Genomic DNA, 15,924 nt, shown 5'->3' with positions numbered 1-15,924 from the left:
CCAACGCGTGATCACGAGGCACGTCAGGTGAGCGGTCCGTCGCAGGGGGCGGCACGATGGTGACCATGGCCCCGTCGTTGAACTTCCAGCCCGTGCTGGAACGTATCGCCGAAGAGATGGAGCACCGCCCCGGTCGCGGCCGGGCCGCCGACTACATACCGGCGCTCGCCGCCCTGGACCCGCGCCGCTTCGGCATGGCCGTCGCCGAACTGGACGGCACGGTGTACGGGGTGGGGGAGTGGCGGGAGCCGTTCTCCACCCAGTCCATCACCAAGGTCTTCACCCTCGCCCTCGACCTCGCCCGCGAGGGCGACGCGCTGTGGGAGCACGTGGGCCGGGAGCCGTCCGGCAACCCGTTCAACTCGCTGGTCCAACTGGAGTACGAGAACGGCATCCCGCGCAATCCCTTCATCAACGCGGGCGCCCTCGTCGTCACCGACCGGCTGCACACCCGTACGGGTGACGCGGCCGGCACCCTGCTCGACTTCCTGCGCGCCGAGAGCGGCAACCCCGGCCTCTCCTTCGATACGGAGGTCGCGGCCTCCGAGGCCGCGCACGGCGACCGCAACGCCGCCCTCGCCCATTTCATGGCGTCCTACGGCAACATCGGCAACCCCGTGCCGGTGCTGCTCGAGCAGTACTTCCGGCAGTGCTCCCTCACCGCGTCCTGCGCCGACCTCGCCCTCGCCACGGGCTTCCTGGCCCGGCACGGCGTCCGCGCCGAGGGCACCCGGCTGCTGACCCGCAGCCAGGCCAAGCAGGTCAACGCGGTGATGCTGACCTGCGGCACGTACGACGCGGCGGGCGACTTCGCCTACCGGGTCGGCCTGCCCGGCAAGAGCGGCGTCGGCGGCGGCATCATCGCGGTCGTGCCCGGCCGCTGCACCCTGTGCGTATGGAGCCCCGGCCTCGACGAGCGCGGCAACTCCGTCGCGGGTGTCGCGGCACTCGACCGCTTCACCACGCTGACCGGGTTGTCCGTGTTCTGACCGGGACTTCCGTGCCCCCATGGGCCCGTCGATCACGCGGCGGTCACAAGCAGGCCGCCCGCGCGAGAGACGGACGTTGCTTTCCGGCCACCCGGTGTTGACACGCTTCCCGAGTGTTGGCCATGGCTTTCCCCGTCGATCTCCGCCGCTGCCAGGCGCTCGGTCTGGCCGGTACCGCCTTTCTCGCGCTGGGCGGTGAGACCGCCGGGGCCCTGCCGGTCGAGGATCTGGTCTCCCCGGAGTCCGGGCGCGCCGCGCTCGGGCTGGTGGGGGTGTACTTCGGTGTCGTCCTGCTGATCGCCGCCTGGGCACTGCTCGGCCGGGTGATCCGCGGCCCCGAACCGCCGACGCCGCGGGCCCTGCTGCTCGTCCTCGCCACCTGGGCGGCGCCGCTGCTGCTGGCTCCGCCGCTGTTCAGCCGGGACGTCTACAGCTACCTCGCCCAGGGCGCCATGGTCCACGCCCACCTCGACGTCTACGCCTACGGGCCCGCCCAGCTCGGCGGTCCGCTGGCGGACGAGGTGGCTCCGGTGTGGCGGGACACCGCGGCCCCCTACGGTCCGGTCTTCCTCGTCGTCGCCTCCGCGCTGTCCGGACTGACCCGCGGCGAACTGCCGGCCGGGCTGCTCGGCATGCGGCTGGTCGCGCTGCTCGGCGTGGCCCTGATGGCGTTCACGCTGCCACGGCTCGCCAGGCACTGCGGCGCCGACCCGGCCGCCGCGCTGTGGCTCGGCGCCCTCAACCCGCTCGTCCTGCTGCACCTGGTCGCCGGCGCCCACAACGATGCCATCATGCTCGGCCTGCTGGGCATGGGCCTGCTCGCCGCCCGCGGCCGGCTGCACGTCCTCGGCGTCGTCCTGGTCACGCTCGCCGCCCTGGTCAAGGCCCCCGCCGCGCTCGGCCTGCTCGCCGTGATCGCGCTGCGCCGGCACGTCGGCGTCGCCCGGGCGACGGCGACGACCGCGGTGGTCGCGCTCGCCACCACCGCCGCGGCCACCGCCGTCGCCGGCACCGGGTACGGCTGGATAGCGGCCCTGAAGACACCCGTCTCCCCGCACAACTGGTCACCCACCAGCGTCCTCGGCCGGGTCACGGGCCGGATGCTCGACGGTCTCGGCAGCGACCTCGCGCCCCTCGCGGAACCGGCCTGGCACGCGGTCGGCGTCGCCGCGACCGCCATCACCGTGCTGGTCATCTGGGTGAAGCTGCGGCCCGCCCCGGTCTACGCGCTCGGCCTGAGCCTCGCCGTCGTCGCCGTCCTCGGCCCGGCCATCCGCCCCTGGTACGCCCTGTGGGGACTGTTCCTCATCGCCGCAGCGGCCCCCAGCACCTTGGTACGCCACCGGGTGGCCGCCGCCACCGCCGTCCTCGCGCTCGCCGTGCTGCCGAGCGGCGGCCCGCCCGACCTCGCCCAGGTGGTGCTGGCCGTCTCCGGCGGCCTGCTCGCCGTGGTCGTGCTGTGGCAGGCGCACCAAGCGGCCCAGGCATTCGTGCTGGGACGGACCGCGTGAGAACACCTCGCACCGAGAAGGGACGGCTCGCCCTCGTCCTCGGCCTCGCCGCCGCAGTGACCGTCTTCACCGCCACCGTGCCGCTGCTGCGCGGCTGGTTCGACCTGAAGGTCTACTACGGGACCGTGAACGCCTGGATCCACTACGGCGGCCACGTCTACGACTACCGGGTGCCGGGCACGACGTACGGCTTCACCTATCCGCCGTTCGCCGCGCTGTGCATGCTGCCGATGGCGTTCGTCGGCCTGCACACGGCGATCGCGCTCGCTCTGCTGTTCAACCTGGCGGCCCTCGCCGCCGTGGTGCGGATCCTCGTCGGCCGGGAGCTGGGCCGCTACGGCTGGTTCGGCTGGGGCCTGGCCGCCTGCGCGCTGGCCCTGTTCGAACCCGTCCGGGACACCTTCAGCTTCGGGCAGGTCAACCTCCTGCTCCTGGCGCTCGTGCTCGCCGACGCCTGGCTGCTGTCCACCGGGCGCGGGCGCTGGGCGGGGGCCGGTGTCGGACTCGCGGCGGCCGTCAAGCTCACCCCGGCGGTGTTCATCGCTCTGCTGCTGCTCGCCCGCAGGTGGCGGGCCGCCGCCGTCGCCACCGCCGTCGCAGGGGCCGCCACCCTGCTCGCGGCGTGGGCGGCGCCGGACGCCTCCCGCTTCTACTGGACCAGCGCCCTCTGGGACACCACCCGCGTCGGCCGCCTCGACTACGTCTCCAACCAGTCCCTGCAGGGTGTCCTCGCCCGGCTCGCGGCGCCGGACGACCCGAGCCGGGCCGCCTGGGCGCTGGCCGTCGTCGTGGTCCTCGCGGTGTGGGCGTGGCGCACGCACCGGGCGCTGCGCGCCGGGGACTGGCGGGCCGCCTTCGCCCTCACGGGGCTCATCGCCTGCCTGATCTCCCCGATCACCTGGGTGCACCATCTGGTATGGCTGCTGCCCTCGTTCGCGGTGCTGGTGCACGCACGCCGGCTGCGGACCGCGGCCGCCCTGTACGCGGTGCTGTGCACCAGCGTGGTGTGGCTGTGGTTCAACGACGCGTCCGGGATCGACGGCTTCCTCGGCAGCAACACCTACACATGGATCACCCTCGGCCTGCTGCTCGGGCTGCCGGTCGGTCAGTCCCGCTCCGGCCGTCTGCCCAGCAGCCGCAGCGCCAGCGCGACCGCCGCGCCCGTCCCCAGACCGACGGCGCCCGCCAGTGTCGCCGCCTCCGGCCAGTCGGAGGGGTCTTCGTCCTCCTTGCGGGGGGTCGTCGTCGGCAGCGCGGTGGGACCGGAGCGCGCCACGCCCGAGCCCTCGGGCAGCAGCGAGCCGACCGGCGCGACCCGCCCGGCGGCGTCGAAGCCCCAGTCGAGCAGCGAGCGGGCCTCCTCGTAGACCGTGAGCCCGCCGCCCTCCTGAGGGTTCATCACCGTCACCACGAGGGTGCGTCCACCGTGGCGGGCCGCGGCCATGAGGGTGTTGCCCGCCTTGCTGGTGTAGCCGTTCTTGATGCCGATCAGCCCCGGGTAGCGTTCGACGCCGTCGGCGCCGGTCAGCAGCCGGTTGGTGTTGCGGATCCCGTACGACGCGCCGTCGCCGGGGAACGTCGACTCCGCCAGGGAGCAGTACCGGGCGAAGTCCGGATTGCGCAGCCCGGACCTCCCGAACACCGCGAGGTCGTACGCCGACGACACCTGCCCGGGGGCGTCGTAGCCGTCCGGCGAGACCACCTGGGTGTCGAAGGCGCCCAGTTGCCGGGCCTTGGCCTGCATCCGGCGGACCGTGGTCTCCACGCCGCCGTTGAGCGCGGCCAGCACATGCACCGCGTCGTTGCCGGAGTGCAGGAAGACCCCCTTCCACAGGTCGCTCACCCGGTAAGTGAGGCCCTCCTTGATCCCGACGAGACTGCTGCCGGGTCCGATGCCCGCCAGCTCTCGCTGCCTGACGGTGTGCCGGGTGCCGGCGGGCAGCGCCGGCAGCACGGTGAGCGCGAACAGCGTCTTGAGGGTGCTCGCGGGCGGCAGCGGACGGTGCGCGTCGTGCGCGGCGAGCACATCGCCGGTGTCGGCGTCGGCCACCAGCCACGACAGCGCCGACACATACGGCACCTCGGGGGCTCCCACGCGTGGCCGCACCTGAGTGCCGGGCCCGTACAGGAGCGACGACTGCGACGCGGCGGGCCCGGGAGCGCCGACGCCGGTGCCCGTCAGAGCGGTGGCGGGCAGCGGCGCGAGGGCCGACATGCCGACCGCGCCGAGAGCGCAGCAGGAGAGGAGGGCGCGAGAGGAGAATCCGATGCTCATACCGGACACCGTAGGAACAATGAGCGCCCGTCCGCCCGGTCGGCGTGAGCCGAGTGGGGGGATCGTGCACCCGGATGCCTGACGCCGGAGCCTGTCCGGTCGGACGGATCAGCCGGCCGGCAGTGTGGGCTGGACCTGGCGCAGGAACGCCGCGTTGTCGGGCGTCGCCCGCAACCGCTCCAGCAGGGTCTCCACGGCGGGCTGCCCCTGTGACTGCAGGGCGCGCCGCAGTCCCCGTACGGCCGCCACCCCGGCCGGGGGCAGCAGGAGTTCCTCACGCCGGGTGCCGGACGCGGGGATGTCGACGGCCGGGTGGATCCGGCGGGCGGCCAGGGCACGGTCGAGCCGCAGCTCCATGTTGCCGGTGCTCTTCAGCTCCTCGAAGAAGAACTCGTCGGCCCGGGAGCCGGTCTCGACCAGGGCGGTGGCCAGGATGGTGAGCGAGCCGCCCTCCTCGGCCAGACGGGCGGCGCCGAAGAAGCGCTTCGGGCCGTGCAGGGCGGATGCGTCGACACCGCCGCTGAGGGTGCGGCCACCGGAGGAGGCAGCGTTGTTGTGGGCCCGGCACAGCCGGGTCAGCGAATCCAGCAGGACGACGACGTCCTGACCCTGCTCGACCAGCCGCTTGGCACGCTCGACGACCATTTCCGCGAGCGCGATGTGCTGCTTCGGCGTGCGGTCGAACGTGGAGGCGAACACTTCACCCCGCACTGAGCGCCGCATGTCGGTGACCTCCTCGGGCCGCTCGTCGAGCAGCACCACCATCAGGTGGCACTCGGGGTGGTTGCCGGCGACGGCCGCGGCGATCTGCTGGAGCAGCACGGTCTTGCCGGTCTTGGGCGGGGCGACGACCAGCCCGCGCTGGCCCTTGCCGACGGGCGAGAGAAGGTCCATCACGCGTCCGCCCAGGCCCGACGCCGGGTGCTCGAGCCGCAGCCGCTCACGCGGGTGCAGCGGGGTGAGGTCGCGGAAGTGCGGACGGCCGCGCAGTTCCTCCGGGGGCCGGCCGTTGACCAGCTCGACCTCGGTGAGGGAGCGCCCGGTACGGGTGCCGGCGAGGCTGTCGCCCTTGCGCAGCCCGTGACGGCGGATCAGGGCGGGCGAGACGGGGAGGTCTGCGGGCGAGGCGAGGCAGCTTGCGGCACGCAGATGCCCCTTCCCACCGGCGTCGATGTCGAGGACTCCGGTGACGGTCTGGGGCGTTCGCTCCTGCTGGATCGGGGGGTGTTCGAGTGTGGTGGTCATGGAGGGCCTTTCAGGAACGGAAGGAAGGAGGAAGGGAAGGGGAGAGGGGCCGGGAGGCGGCATGATCACGCCTCGCCACGGCGAGGAACGGCACCTCGGGTACGGCGTACGACGCACTGCCTGACGAGGTGGTGTCGGAAAGCCGATGCGCCGGTCCGCAACGACGGGCGGAACGGCGAACGGGGAGAAACGGGCACCGGCGCCCCGGACAGGGCGTACACAAGTGCTCACCGCACTGTAGCACTCAGCGGTCCTGCTGGGGAGAACACGGACGGGGCGCGGTCTGTTCCGCGCTCAGGTGACATCCGTGTCGTCCAGCGGAAAGCCGTACCGCCCGAGCAGCCGGACGAAGCAGGCCGCGGTCACGATCCGCCACTGCCGCAACCCGGACGCGGTGCGCACGAAGCACACCACCTGTTCGCGCCCGCCCGGCCCGACCGGCTGCACGAGACGGCCGGACGGCCGTAGCTGCGCGACCAGCGGCTCGGGCACCTCCGGGAACGCGGCCGAGACGATCACCGCGTCGTACGGGGCGCGGTCCGGCACACCGCCGCTGCCGTCACCGACCCGCAGCTCCACGTTCTGCACGCCCTGCCCGGCCAGATTGCCGCGCGCCTGCCGGGCGATGTCCGGCCGCATCTCGACGCTGACCACGTCGCCGGCCAGCCGGGCGAGCAGCGCGGTCTGGAAGCCGAGACCGGTACCGACCTCGAGGACGTGCTCGCTTCCGCTCAGCTCAAGGCTCTCGATCATCACGGCGGACAGCGACGGCTGTGTGGTGACCTGCCCCTGCCCGATCGGGACGGGCGAGTCCCGGTATGCGGCGGCCGCCTGAGCGGCGGGGACGAACCGGGCCCGGGGCGTCGTCCGCACGGCCTCCAGCAGCCGCTCGTCCCTGATCCCGGCGGATCGAAGAGCCCGCACGAGATCTTCGGGGCTGCTGGGTACGGAGTGCACGGGGGCTCACCTCACCCTCACTGCCAGCGTATACCTGCGCTCCGACCCCCGATGCGCTGTTCTCGGCCCTGCGAGGCCCATCGCCGGACACCCGGCTCCGCTACCCGCCGAGTTCGAAGATGCCGTAGCCGAATGCCCGGGCCGTGATCGTCCCGCCCGCGAGCTCCACCCCCGACACCTCCAGCGCGCGACCGGTGGCGGAGTACCCGTAACTCGCCTCGCTGCTCCGCGGGTTGACGACCACCAGAAACCGGCCGCCCCGGACGTACACGAACGGGTATCCGGTGTGCAGCACCTCCACCGCACCGCGCGGGCCGAACTCCGGTGTGGTCCTGCGCAGGGCGATCAGCCGGCGTACGAGATGCAGCAGCGAGGTCTCGTCGGCGCGCTGCGCGGCCACCGTCGGGCGGTCGGGGGAGGGATCCAGGGGGAGGTAGAGGAGGTCCTCGGGCGCCGTGGAGAAGCCGGCGTTCGGGCCCTCGTCCCACTGCATCGGGGTGCGGGAGCCCGCCCGGTTGTAGCGGGGGCCGAGGACGCTGCCCTCCTTGTCGGGCAGACCTGGGACGTACCGCATGCCGATCTCGTCGCCGTAGTAGATCGCCGGCAGTGTCGGCCAGGTCAGCTGGAACGCGAAGGCCGCCGGGAGCTGCTCGGCCGTGCGTGGGCCGCAGTTCAGCCGGGAGAAGTCGTGGTTGGCGGTCGGCAGGGAGACGAAGCCGGAGCCCGCCAGCGCCGTTGTCGCCTTGTCGTACGCCTCCACGAACGGGCGCGCGGAGCCCCTGCCGCTGGGGTCGAAGAAGCAGTCCAGAGGGTCCCAGGCCGCGTTCACCGTGCCCTCGCCGTTGCTCCACAGGGACCGCAGCGGCAGACCGTTCGTGGGGCCGCCGAAGTGCAGGAAGAAGTCCGTGTGGAAGCCCGCCGGGACGGACACCTCCGGGTCGCCCCACTCCGACAGCAGCACCGCCTCCGGGTGCGCCCGGTCCAGCCAGTGGCGCAACTCGGTCCAGATCGCGGTCGTCTCCGTCTTGTCCGGGTCGTCCTTGACGAGGGACGCGGCCATGTCGACGCGGAAACCGAAGACGCCGAACCGCAGCCAGTGGTCCATGATCTCGCGCAGTGCGGCCCGGTTGGCGCGCGGGCCCTCCGCGTCGACCGGCTGTCGCCAGGGCTCGGCCGGATTCTCCCGCGCATAGCCGAAGTTGAGGGCGGGCTGGCTGTCGAAGAAGTTCGGCAGATAGGAGCCGGGACGGGTGCCGGGGGAGGGGACGAAGCCCTCGGGACGGCCCTCGGGGGCCCAGATGCAGCGGTGGTCGTCCGGGTCGTCCGCCGAGGCCCGGAACCACGGGTGCGCGTCGGAGGTGTGTCCGGCGACGAGGTCGAGGAGGATGCGGATGCCGCGGCGGCCCGCCTCGTCGACGAGCGTGGCGAGATCGTCGGCGGAGCCGTAGCGGGGCGCGATCGTCAGGTAGTCCGCGACGTCGTACCCCGCGTCGCGGAACGGGGAGACGAAACAGGGGTTGAGCCACACGGTGTTCACGCCCAGCCACGCGAGGTGGTCCAGGCGCTCGGTGATCCCGTCGAAGTCACCGATGCCGTCGCCGTTCGAGTCGGCGAACGACTGAGGGTAGATCTGGTAGAAGACGGCGTCGGCCAGCCAGGCGGGGGCAGGACGGAACGAAGTCATGCACACGACCCTAGGTGAGCGGCGGGCGGCCCCGCAGGCGTCGTCGGCCGTTGACCGAAGATGATCCGAATCGAACGGTCGGAGATGAGCCCCTCCCTGGGGCGGCGCTGTTCTAAGCTGATGCCGATGTTCTCCCCGCACGGTCCCACCCTCCGCGAGCTGACCGTCCAGGCGCTGTCGTCGGTCGAGCGCGGTTATGACCTGCTCGCGCCCAAGTTCGACCACACGCCCTTCCGGACCCCGCACGCCGTCCTCGACGCCGTCCAAGGGGAGCTGAAGGGAATGGGACCCTTCGCGCGCGGGCTCGACCTGTGCTGCGGTACGGGCGCGGGGACGGATGTGCTGCGCACCGTCTGCCGCGAGAGCGTCACCGGCGTCGACTTCAGCGCGGGCATGCTGGCCGTCGCACGCGCACGGGTACGGTCCGACGGGCCGCCGCGCGTCGCGTGGGTGCGCGGTGACGCCCGCGCCCTGCCGTTCGGCCCCGTCTTCGACCTGGCGGTGAGCTTCGGCGCGTTCGGCCACTTCCTGCCGCGCGAGCTGCCCGGCCTGTTCGCCGAGGTGCACTCCGTGCTGCGGCCCGGCGGACGATTCGTGTTCCCCATCGGCGCCCCGCCGTCCCCGGCCTCGCCCTGGTACTGGGCGCTGCTCGGCTTCGACACCACGATGCGGGTGCGCAACGCCCTGTGGCGGCCGCCGTTCGTCATGTACTACCGGACGTTCCGCTTCGGTGACGTCCGGCGCGAGCTGACCCGCGCCGGATTCACCGTGGCGCACCGGGCACTGACGGACTTCGGCCACCGGCCAGACGGCAGCCCACGCTGCCGGCTGATCGTGGCCACCCGGACCTGACCGGACCCGCGCGGGCCTCGGCCGGGTCTCCCTGGTTCGTCAGAAACGTGCCGGCAGCCAGCGCAGCTTGACCCCCTGCTGGTGGGCGCCGCCGCCCTCGTGGTCGTTGAAGTCGTAGACCTCGACCGTCTTCTCCTCGTGCGCCCACGCGTTGAACGCGGCGAACACCGTCGACGGCGGACACGTCTGGTCCTCCAGCGCCGCCGAGAACAGCGCGGGCGCCCGGCCGCGCGCGGCGAAGTGCACGCCGTCGAAGTACGACAGGGTCCGCATGACCTGCTCGGTACGGCCGCGGTGCGTCTTGAGGTAGCTGCCGATCTCCCGGTACGGGTGGCGGTCCGTGAGCGTCGTCGCGCGCGGGAAGTCGCACAGGAACGGCACGTCCGGCGCGACGGCCACCAGGTCCGGTACGAGACCGCCGACCGCGATCGTGATACCGCCGCCCTGGCTGCCGCCGACGGCCGCGGTACGGGAGGCGTCGGTCAGCGGATGCGCGCGGGCCGCCTCCACGGCGCGCACGCCATCCGTGAACACCCGCCGGTAGTAGTAGCTTTCGGGGTCCTCGATCCCGCGCGTCATGAACCCGGGGAAGGACGGCGCGCTGCCCACCGGGTCCGGAGTCTCACCGCCGCCCCACCCGCTGCCCTGGCCCCGCGTGTCCATCACGAAGTGCGCGAAACCCGCCGAGGCCCACAGCAGATGCTCGTGCGGAAGGGCGCGTCCACCGCCGTAGCCGACGAACTCCACGACCGTCGGCAGCGGACCCCCCACGGAGAGGGGCACGGTCAGCCAGCCCTTCACCGGGTGGCCGCCGAACCCGGCGAACGTCGCGTCGTACACCTGCACCGTCCTCAGTCCCGTCTCGACGGGTTCGAAACGGGCGTCCAAGTCGTGCTCGCGGGCCTCCTGGAGCGTCTTCGTCCAGAACGCGTCGAAGTCCGCGGGCTCGACGGACGCGCTGCGGTACTCGCGGAGTTCGTCCAGCGGCAGGTCGAACAGGGCCATGACGGACCACCTTTGACGTCAGGTGCGGATGATCACACCGTACGGTGGCCGTCAGGGACCCGCCAGACCTTCATTGGCCTCCTTGTGAGCGCGGTCAGGCCGTCCGCCGCCCCCACTCGGGCCCGGTGCGGGCCCACTCGGCCTCCCACTCCGCCATGCGGTGTCGCTCGGCGACCCGCCTGGTCACCGCGCGGGCCAGGAGTACCGTCCCGGCCATGCCGCCTGCGGCCCACACACCGGCCGTCAGGGCGTGCTGCCACACCGCGCCGTCACTCGGTGGCGGGGCGACCCCGCGATCCCTGGAGTCCAGCCACACCGGCACCCGGTCGCCGCTGCGCGAACCCGCCGGGACCTCGGCGATCGTGGTCAGCGTGCCCTTGCCCGGCTCGCTCCAGCGCACCTTCGCCGGGTACAGGGGCTGCTTCCCGCCCTGCGTCGCGGGCGCGGCGGCCGGGGCGTCCTCGGCGAGCACCGCGGCCACCTGGTGGCGTTCTGCGCGCTGGGCCACCTGCGTGGCATGCCCCTGCTCATACGCCCGCCAGGCCACGGCCGTGCCGACGAGCGGCGCCCCGACACACAGCAGCACGGCGACGATCAACGCCGTCCACGCCTCGACGACATCGCAACGGCGGCGCAGCGGATTGCGCTTCCAGTGCCAGCCGCGCACCCGGGTTCGCATCTCGACCTCCTTGCCGCCATACCCCGCCGGCGGGTCGGTGCGCGGCGGGCGTCGCCACTCGGCGCACGGCCCGGGTGCCTCCCGTGGCCCGGGGTGGACCGTCCCCGACGGGACGTGTCCGACACGAAGCGGCTTGTGAAGCGGCTTTTACGCCCATTCTCCCTCTCGGGCGGGGTTCCCGGACCTGTGGCCGCGAAACCTTGGCCCGCCCCGCGGCGACACCCCGCTGCCGGTGCGCCGGGGCGCTCACCGGGGCCGGTCATTGCAGGCGTATGAACTCTGCCGACGCCCGGGAATAGCCGCCCCGTGATCTTCCTTGCGCTGTAGTGGCCGGGACCGGTGGCTCCTGCGACGGGTGGTCCGGCGACAGCGAAGGAGAGTGAGGCAGGACATGCCCAAGGCGTATGCGTACACCCGCTACGGCGGCCCCGAGACGGAGACGTTCATCGACGCGGACCGGCCGGGCCCCGGCCCCGGACAGCTCCTCGTCGCGGTGCGTGCGGCGGGCGTCAACCCCGTCGACTGGAAGCTGCGCTCGGGCTTCCGGCGCCCCGGCGACAGCGGCACGCCCGAGTTCCCGGTGGTGTTCGGCAGCGAGGCCGCCGGGATCGTCGAGGAGATCGGCGAGGGCGTGACCGGTTTCGCCGTCGGGGACGCGGTCTTCGGCAACACCGTGGCCGGCGGATACGCCGAATACGCGCTGCTGCCCGCGACGGTGACCGCGCACGTGCCGGGCGGCCTGTCCCTCAGGGACGCAGCGGTCCTGCCGGTCGCCGCGGCCACCGCCTACGACGGCATCCGGCAGCTCGGCCTGCCCGCCGGTGCGACCCTGCTGGTCACCGGCGCCGGCGGGGGAGTCGGCGTCGCGGTCGTGCAGATCGCCCGCGCCTTCGGCCTGCGTGTCGTGGGCACGGCCAGCGAGGGCAAGCAGGGCTTCGTCGAGCAGCTCGGCGCCGTCCACGTCCCCTCGGGCACGGATCTTGCCGCGCGGGTGCGGGCGGCCGCACCGGACGGCGTCGACGGCGTCTACGACCTGGTCGGCGGCGAGGTGCTGGAGGAGACGGCGACCCTGCTGACCGACCGCTCCAAGCTGATCACCGCAGGGGCGTCCCCGCAGGAGGTCGGGCGGCTGGGCGGCGCGCGGGTGGAGCGCGCCCGTACCGCCGCGGTGCTCGACGAGGTGGCACGGCTGGTGGTGGCCGGTGAGCTGAACCCGTATGTCACACGGACCTTCCCGCTCGAACAGGCCGGGGAGGCCCTGCGCCTGGTGGAGGACGGGCACGCCCGCGGCAAGGTCGTGATCGAGGTCGCCGCATGAGCGACCACGTGCTCGACCACCCGGCGCTCGCCTCGCTGACCGGCCCGCACGCCCACTTCGCGGAGCGCCGGGGCCGCATCCTGCGTTACCCCGTCGACGTGTCCCCGTGGGTGGGCCTGCCGGAGGATCCGGACGCCGACGACTGGGCCGACCTCGCGGCGCTGGCGGGTCCCGGTGCCGAGGCCCCGCTCCCCGGCTTCCGCGGGGAGGTCCCGGACGGCTGGGAGATCACCTTTGCCCTCGACGGCGTGCAACTCGTCGACGACGGCATAGCCGCCGCGCCCGACCCGGAGGCCGTACGGCTCACTGCGGCCGACGTGCCCGAGATGCTGGACCTGGTGGCGCGCACGCGACCCGGGCCGTTCCTGCCGCGCACCATCGAACTGGGCACCTACCTGGGCATCCGCCGCGGCGGAGCCCTGGTCGCCATGGCGGGCGAACGGCTGCACCCGCCCGGCTGGACCGAGATCAGCGCCGTGTGCACCGATCCGGCGTTCCGCGGGCAGGGCCTGGCCACCCGGCTGGTCCTGGCGGTCGCTCACGGCATCCGCGAGCGTGGCGAGACCCCGTTCCTGCACACCGGCGCGGGCAACACAGGCGCCATCCGCCTCTACGAGTCCCTGGGCTTCCGCCTGCGCCGCACGACGAAGTTCGTGTCGGCGCGGGTCCCGGAGCGGCTGGGGGACGAGCAGGTGGTGGGGATCTGACGGCAGGGCCCACGGGGTTCGCCGCAGGCGGGCCCCTTCGCGTCGCTCGTCGTCAGCCGTCAGCGGGGGCGGGCGGCCCGACCGGTGGGGCGACGGCCGCTGCGTTGTAGCGCAGCAGGTAGGCCGCGAAGCGTTCCAGGTCCTGCTCCGGCCAGCCCGCGAGCCGTTCCCGGAACGCCTCCCGGCGGCTCTCCGTGACCTGGGCGAGGATCCGCGTGCCCGCCTGGGTCAGCTGCAGCACCTGGACCCGGTGGTCGTCCGGATCCTGCCGCCGCTCGATCAGCCCGGCCCGCTCCAGCGCGGCCACCTGACGGCTCACCGTGGACTTGTCCAGGGCGTAGTGCGCGGCCAGGTCGGTCGCCCGGCAGCCGCCGCTCTCCTCCAGGTGCCCGAGCAGCGTGTACGAGACCAGGGACAGCTCCGGGTGCATACGGCCGGCCGAGGCCCGGGCGCGCCGGGCGAACACCGTCATCTCGCGCTGAATGGTCTCGACGGCGGCTTCCGCGGACGCGGCGGTGGCGCGCTCTGTCTGCACGGGACCTCCCTCGTCACTCAGTTGTAGAATACAACTTGGGCTGGCGCGGACGTCTTCGCGGCCGGAGGGGGCTTCCGCGAACGTCCCTCCTGCTAGGGTGTCCGTCCTGGCCGCGGACCGTCCCGGCTGGTGTGGCCGAGGAGGTGAGTCCCATCACCGCTGTGTCGGTTCGGGTGCTCTCCCACCTCAGGACGGCGCGGACCACCGCCGCCGGCTGACCGTGAGTGCGCCCTTCGGTCCACCGGAAGGCTTTCTCCGCTCCATGCCACCACTGTCACGTTCCCACGTCGTCTCCGCGCTGCGTTCCGCCGGCTGTGTCTTCGCCGAGGACGAGGCTGAGTTGATCCTGTCCACCGCCCGCACCCGCGACGAGGCCGCCCGGATGGTCGACCGGCGCGTCGCCGGGCTCCCCCTGGAACACGTCCTGGGCTGGGCCGAGTTCCACGGCCTGCGCATCGCGATGGAGCCGGGCGTCTTCGTGCCCCGCCGCCGCACCGAGTTCCTCGTCGAACAGGCCCTCGCCGTCTCTCGCGGTGCCCGTCTCGTCGTGGACCTGTGTTGTGGCTCGGGCGCGGTCGGCGCGGCGCTGGCGGCCGGGCTCGACCGGCCCGAACTCCACGCCGCCGACATCGACCCGGCCGCCGTGCGCTGCGCCCGCCGCAACGTCGCCGCGTACGACGGCCGGGTCCATGAGGGCGACCTGTTCGCCGCCCTCCCGGACGAATTGCGCGGCCGTGTCGACGTCCTGACCGCCAACGTCCCCTACGTCCCCACGGACGAGGTCGCGCTGCTGCCGTCCGAGGCACGCGACCACGAGCCCCTGACGGCTCTGGACGGCGGCTCCGACGGCCTGGAGGTGCTGCGCCGGGTCACCGCCGAGGCGTCCGCGTGGCTGGCACCCGGCGGCCGTCTGCTCGTCGAGACGAGCGAACGCCAAGTGCCCTCCGCGATCGAGGCGTTCACCCACGGCGGCCTCGATGTCCGGCTCGCCGTCTCGGAGGAGTTGTACGCCAACGTGCTGATCGGCACCAGGCGCTAGCGACTCCCCTCGGGCGAGCGCAGGAAGTCCCGGACGATCGCGTTGAAGGCATCGGGCCGCTCCATGTTGGGGTAGTGCCCGGTGCCCTCCACGACCGTGGCCCGGCCGTGCGCGACGGTGCGGACCAGACGCTCGGCCATGCCGATGTGGTCGGGCGAGTCGATGCCGCCGTTGACGGCCCGCACGGGTACCCCGATCTTCGCGGCGCGGGCCCAGGTGTCGGTGACGCGGACCGAGTGGTCCGGCTCGTCGCCGGTGTGCTTGGTGATCGTCGCGCGGGCCATCTCCCGCACCCGCCGCTCGACTTAGGGGTCGACGTCCTCGGCCGTGCGCTGCGGGCCGTACGTGAACCGTGCGAACGCGTCCACGAAGGCGTCGATGTCACCGGCGCCGAGCGCATGCCAGTACGCGGAGCTGACGGACTGCGTCCACGGGTCCTGGAAGTCGGGCTCCCTCGTGCCGACGACGGGGGCGCGGACGAGGTCCGGGTGCTCCAGGGCGGTGTCCACGGCGATCGCTCCGCCCATCGACAGCCCGAGCAGGGTCGCGGGACCGGTGCCGAGGTGGCGCAGCAGCGCGGCGAGGTCGTCGGTTTGGCGGAACGGCCGGGTCGCGTTCGAGGACGCCCCGTGGCCGCGCGCGTCCGGGGCGATCACGGGGTGGGTCCGCGCGAACACGAGGTCTTCGCCCTGGTGGGCCCGCTGTACCGGCGGGTGCAGCGCAAGGTCGAACAGGCCGAAGCGATCGAGGGCGTCTCCGTCGGCGTACGCGCCGTGCTCGCCCTGCTGCGCGACCACGGGCCCATGACCGTCCCGAAAATGGGGCGCGCGCAGGCGCTCAGCAGGCAGTTCGTACAGCGGATGGTCAACGAGGCGGCGCCGCGCGGGCTGGTCGAGAGTATCCCGAACCCTGCTCACAAGCGCTCCTCGCTGTTCCGGCCCACCCACGAGGGGCAGGCGGTGATCGACGCCGTCACGGCCCCCGAGTACAGGCTGCTGCGGCAGGTGCGCGGCGACCTGACCGAGGCCGATCTGCAGGCGTGTCTGCGGGTGCTGACCCGGATGCTCGACCTCTTCGACGACGTGGACGTGGACTGAGGGCTGACAGAGGCCGGCTGACGGCTGACTG

At 73.1% G+C, this 15,924-nt stretch carries 14 protein-coding genes and 2 pseudogenes; 8 read left to right on the top strand and 8 right to left on the bottom strand.

What is annotated here, in order from left to right:
- The first annotated feature begins 56 nt into the window (after nucleotides 1-56).
- The 3 genes from AB0N14_RS09210 to AB0N14_RS09200 all read left to right on the top strand — a co-directional run bounded on the left by AB0N14_RS09210 (nucleotide 57) and on the right by AB0N14_RS09200 (nucleotide 3,867).
- Nucleotides 57-989, top strand: coding sequence for a glutaminase (locus AB0N14_RS09210; RefSeq protein WP_366025042.1), 933 nt, complete (start codon nucleotides 57-59; stop codon nucleotides 987-989).
- Nucleotides 990-1,111: 122 nt separating this feature from the next.
- Nucleotides 1,112-2,500, top strand: a complete 1,389-nt coding sequence (gene mptB / locus AB0N14_RS09205) for a polyprenol phosphomannose-dependent alpha 1,6 mannosyltransferase MptB (protein ID WP_366025041.1) — start codon at nucleotides 1,112-1,114, stop codon at nucleotides 2,498-2,500.
- Nucleotides 2,497-3,867 (top strand): glycosyltransferase 87 family protein, encoded by a 1,371-nt coding sequence (locus tag AB0N14_RS09200; RefSeq protein ID WP_366025040.1) that lies wholly within the window; start codon nucleotides 2,497-2,499, stop codon nucleotides 3,865-3,867. Before mptB ends, AB0N14_RS09200 begins: the two co-directional genes overlap by 4 nt.
- Before the next feature lie 35 nt (nucleotides 3,868-3,902).
- Here the strand turns inward: AB0N14_RS09200 and AB0N14_RS09195 are convergent.
- From AB0N14_RS09195 to AB0N14_RS09180, 4 genes and pseudogenes are all read right to left on the bottom strand, one after another.
- A pseudogene (locus AB0N14_RS09195) lies at nucleotides 3,903-4,715 on the bottom strand (serine hydrolase); the annotation flags it as partial.
- Nucleotides 4,716-4,883: 168 nt separating this feature from the next.
- A complete protein-coding gene (gene rho, locus AB0N14_RS09190) occupies nucleotides 4,884-6,020 on the bottom strand; it encodes a transcription termination factor Rho (protein WP_366025039.1) in 1,137 nt (378 codons plus the stop codon).
- Nucleotides 6,021-6,314: 294 nt separating this feature from the next.
- A complete protein-coding gene (locus tag AB0N14_RS09185; RefSeq protein WP_366025038.1) occupies nucleotides 6,315-6,977 on the bottom strand; it encodes a protein-L-isoaspartate(D-aspartate) O-methyltransferase in 663 nt (220 codons plus the stop codon).
- A 100-nt stretch (nucleotides 6,978-7,077) separates the two neighbouring features.
- Nucleotides 7,078-8,661, bottom strand: coding sequence for an alpha-amylase family glycosyl hydrolase (locus tag AB0N14_RS09180; protein WP_366025037.1), 1,584 nt, complete (start codon nucleotides 8,659-8,661; stop codon nucleotides 7,078-7,080).
- Nucleotides 8,662-8,787: 126 nt separating this feature from the next.
- Here AB0N14_RS09180 and AB0N14_RS09175 point away from each other — a divergent pair, with 126 nt between their 5' ends.
- Nucleotides 8,788-9,513 carry a class I SAM-dependent methyltransferase gene (locus tag AB0N14_RS09175; RefSeq protein WP_366025036.1) on the top strand — a complete coding sequence of 242 codons (726 nt, stop codon included), beginning with the start codon at nucleotides 8,788-8,790 and terminating at the stop codon, nucleotides 9,511-9,513.
- A gap of 39 nt (nucleotides 9,514-9,552) precedes the next feature.
- Here AB0N14_RS09175 and AB0N14_RS09170 read toward each other — a convergent pair whose 3' ends face one another.
- Together AB0N14_RS09170 and AB0N14_RS09165 are read right to left on the bottom strand one after the other, a co-directional pair.
- Complete coding sequence (locus AB0N14_RS09170; RefSeq protein WP_366025035.1) at nucleotides 9,553-10,518, bottom strand: acetylxylan esterase; 966 nt, start codon at nucleotides 10,516-10,518, stop codon at nucleotides 9,553-9,555.
- 94 nt (nucleotides 10,519-10,612) lie between these two features.
- Nucleotides 10,613-11,197, bottom strand: a complete 585-nt coding sequence (locus AB0N14_RS09165; RefSeq protein ID WP_366025034.1) for a hypothetical protein — start codon at nucleotides 11,195-11,197, stop codon at nucleotides 10,613-10,615.
- 391 nt (nucleotides 11,198-11,588) lie between these two features.
- On the opposite strand from AB0N14_RS09165, the gene AB0N14_RS09160 reads away from it, so the two are divergent.
- The gene (locus AB0N14_RS09160) at nucleotides 11,589-12,515 is read left to right on the top strand and encodes an NADP-dependent oxidoreductase (RefSeq protein WP_366025033.1); all 927 of its coding nucleotides are present in this window, start codon (nucleotides 11,589-11,591) and stop codon (nucleotides 12,513-12,515) included.
- A complete protein-coding gene (locus AB0N14_RS09155) occupies nucleotides 12,512-13,222 on the top strand; it encodes a GNAT family N-acetyltransferase (RefSeq protein WP_366025032.1) in 711 nt (236 codons plus the stop codon). The genes AB0N14_RS09160 and AB0N14_RS09155 overlap by 4 nt, the downstream gene beginning before the upstream one ends.
- A 52-nt stretch (nucleotides 13,223-13,274) precedes the next feature.
- Here the strand turns inward: AB0N14_RS09155 and AB0N14_RS09150 are convergent, their stop codons facing one another.
- Nucleotides 13,275-13,694: a MarR family winged helix-turn-helix transcriptional regulator gene (locus AB0N14_RS09150; protein WP_366025150.1), complete on the bottom strand. Its 420-nt coding sequence runs from the start codon at nucleotides 13,692-13,694 to the stop codon at nucleotides 13,275-13,277.
- A 325-nt stretch (nucleotides 13,695-14,019) separates the two neighbouring features.
- Between AB0N14_RS09150 and AB0N14_RS09145 the strand changes: the two genes are divergently transcribed.
- Entirely contained in the window at nucleotides 14,020-14,796 is a 777-nt protein-coding gene (locus AB0N14_RS09145) for a putative protein N(5)-glutamine methyltransferase (RefSeq protein WP_366025031.1), read from the top strand.
- Here the strand turns inward: AB0N14_RS09145 and AB0N14_RS09140 are convergent.
- Nucleotides 14,793-15,458 (bottom strand): annotated as a pseudogene (locus AB0N14_RS09140) (alpha/beta hydrolase); the annotation flags it as partial. The gene AB0N14_RS09145 and the pseudogene AB0N14_RS09140 sit on opposite strands and share 4 nt — an antisense overlap.
- On the opposite strand from AB0N14_RS09140, the gene AB0N14_RS09135 reads away from it, so the two are divergent.
- Nucleotides 15,426-15,893, top strand: coding sequence for a MarR family transcriptional regulator (locus AB0N14_RS09135; protein ID WP_366025030.1), 468 nt, complete (start codon nucleotides 15,426-15,428; stop codon nucleotides 15,891-15,893). The pseudogene AB0N14_RS09140 and the gene AB0N14_RS09135 overlap by 33 nt on opposite strands.
- Nucleotides 15,894-15,924 lie beyond the last annotated feature (31 nt).

The sequence above is a fragment of the Streptomyces sp. NPDC051104 genome (assembly GCF_040682835.1).
GTDB lineage: Bacteria > Actinomycetota > Actinomycetes > Streptomycetales > Streptomycetaceae > Streptomyces > Streptomyces cynarae.
Note: the sequence above shows the minus strand (reverse complement) of the source record. Positions and strands in the feature narration are given on the sequence as shown.

Excerpts from the sequence above, each read along its gene's own strand:
- AB0N14_RS09210 (WP_366025042.1), top strand. The coding sequence starts at position 57 with ATGGTGACCATGGCCCCGTCGTTGAACTTCCAGCCCGTGCTGGAACGT.
- mptB (WP_366025041.1), top strand. The coding sequence starts at position 1,112 with ATGGCTTTCCCCGTCGATCTCCGCCGCTGCCAGGCGCTCGGTCTGGCC.
- rho (WP_366025039.1), bottom strand. The coding sequence starts at position 6,020 with ATGACCACCACACTCGAACACCCCCCGATCCAGCAGGAGCGAACGCCC.
- AB0N14_RS09180 (WP_366025037.1), bottom strand. The coding sequence starts at position 8,661 with ATGACTTCGTTCCGTCCTGCCCCCGCCTGGCTGGCCGACGCCGTCTTC.
- AB0N14_RS09175 (WP_366025036.1), top strand. The coding sequence starts at position 8,788 with ATGTTCTCCCCGCACGGTCCCACCCTCCGCGAGCTGACCGTCCAGGCG.
- AB0N14_RS09170 (WP_366025035.1), bottom strand. The coding sequence starts at position 10,518 with ATGGCCCTGTTCGACCTGCCGCTGGACGAACTCCGCGAGTACCGCAGC.
- AB0N14_RS09165 (WP_366025034.1), bottom strand. The coding sequence starts at position 11,197 with ATGCGAACCCGGGTGCGCGGCTGGCACTGGAAGCGCAATCCGCTGCGC.
- AB0N14_RS09160 (WP_366025033.1), top strand. The coding sequence starts at position 11,589 with ATGCCCAAGGCGTATGCGTACACCCGCTACGGCGGCCCCGAGACGGAG.
- AB0N14_RS09155 (WP_366025032.1), top strand. The coding sequence starts at position 12,512 with ATGAGCGACCACGTGCTCGACCACCCGGCGCTCGCCTCGCTGACCGGC.
- AB0N14_RS09150 (WP_366025150.1), bottom strand. The coding sequence starts at position 13,694 with ATGACGGTGTTCGCCCGGCGCGCCCGGGCCTCGGCCGGCCGTATGCAC.
- AB0N14_RS09145 (WP_366025031.1), top strand. The coding sequence starts at position 14,020 with ATGCCACCACTGTCACGTTCCCACGTCGTCTCCGCGCTGCGTTCCGCC.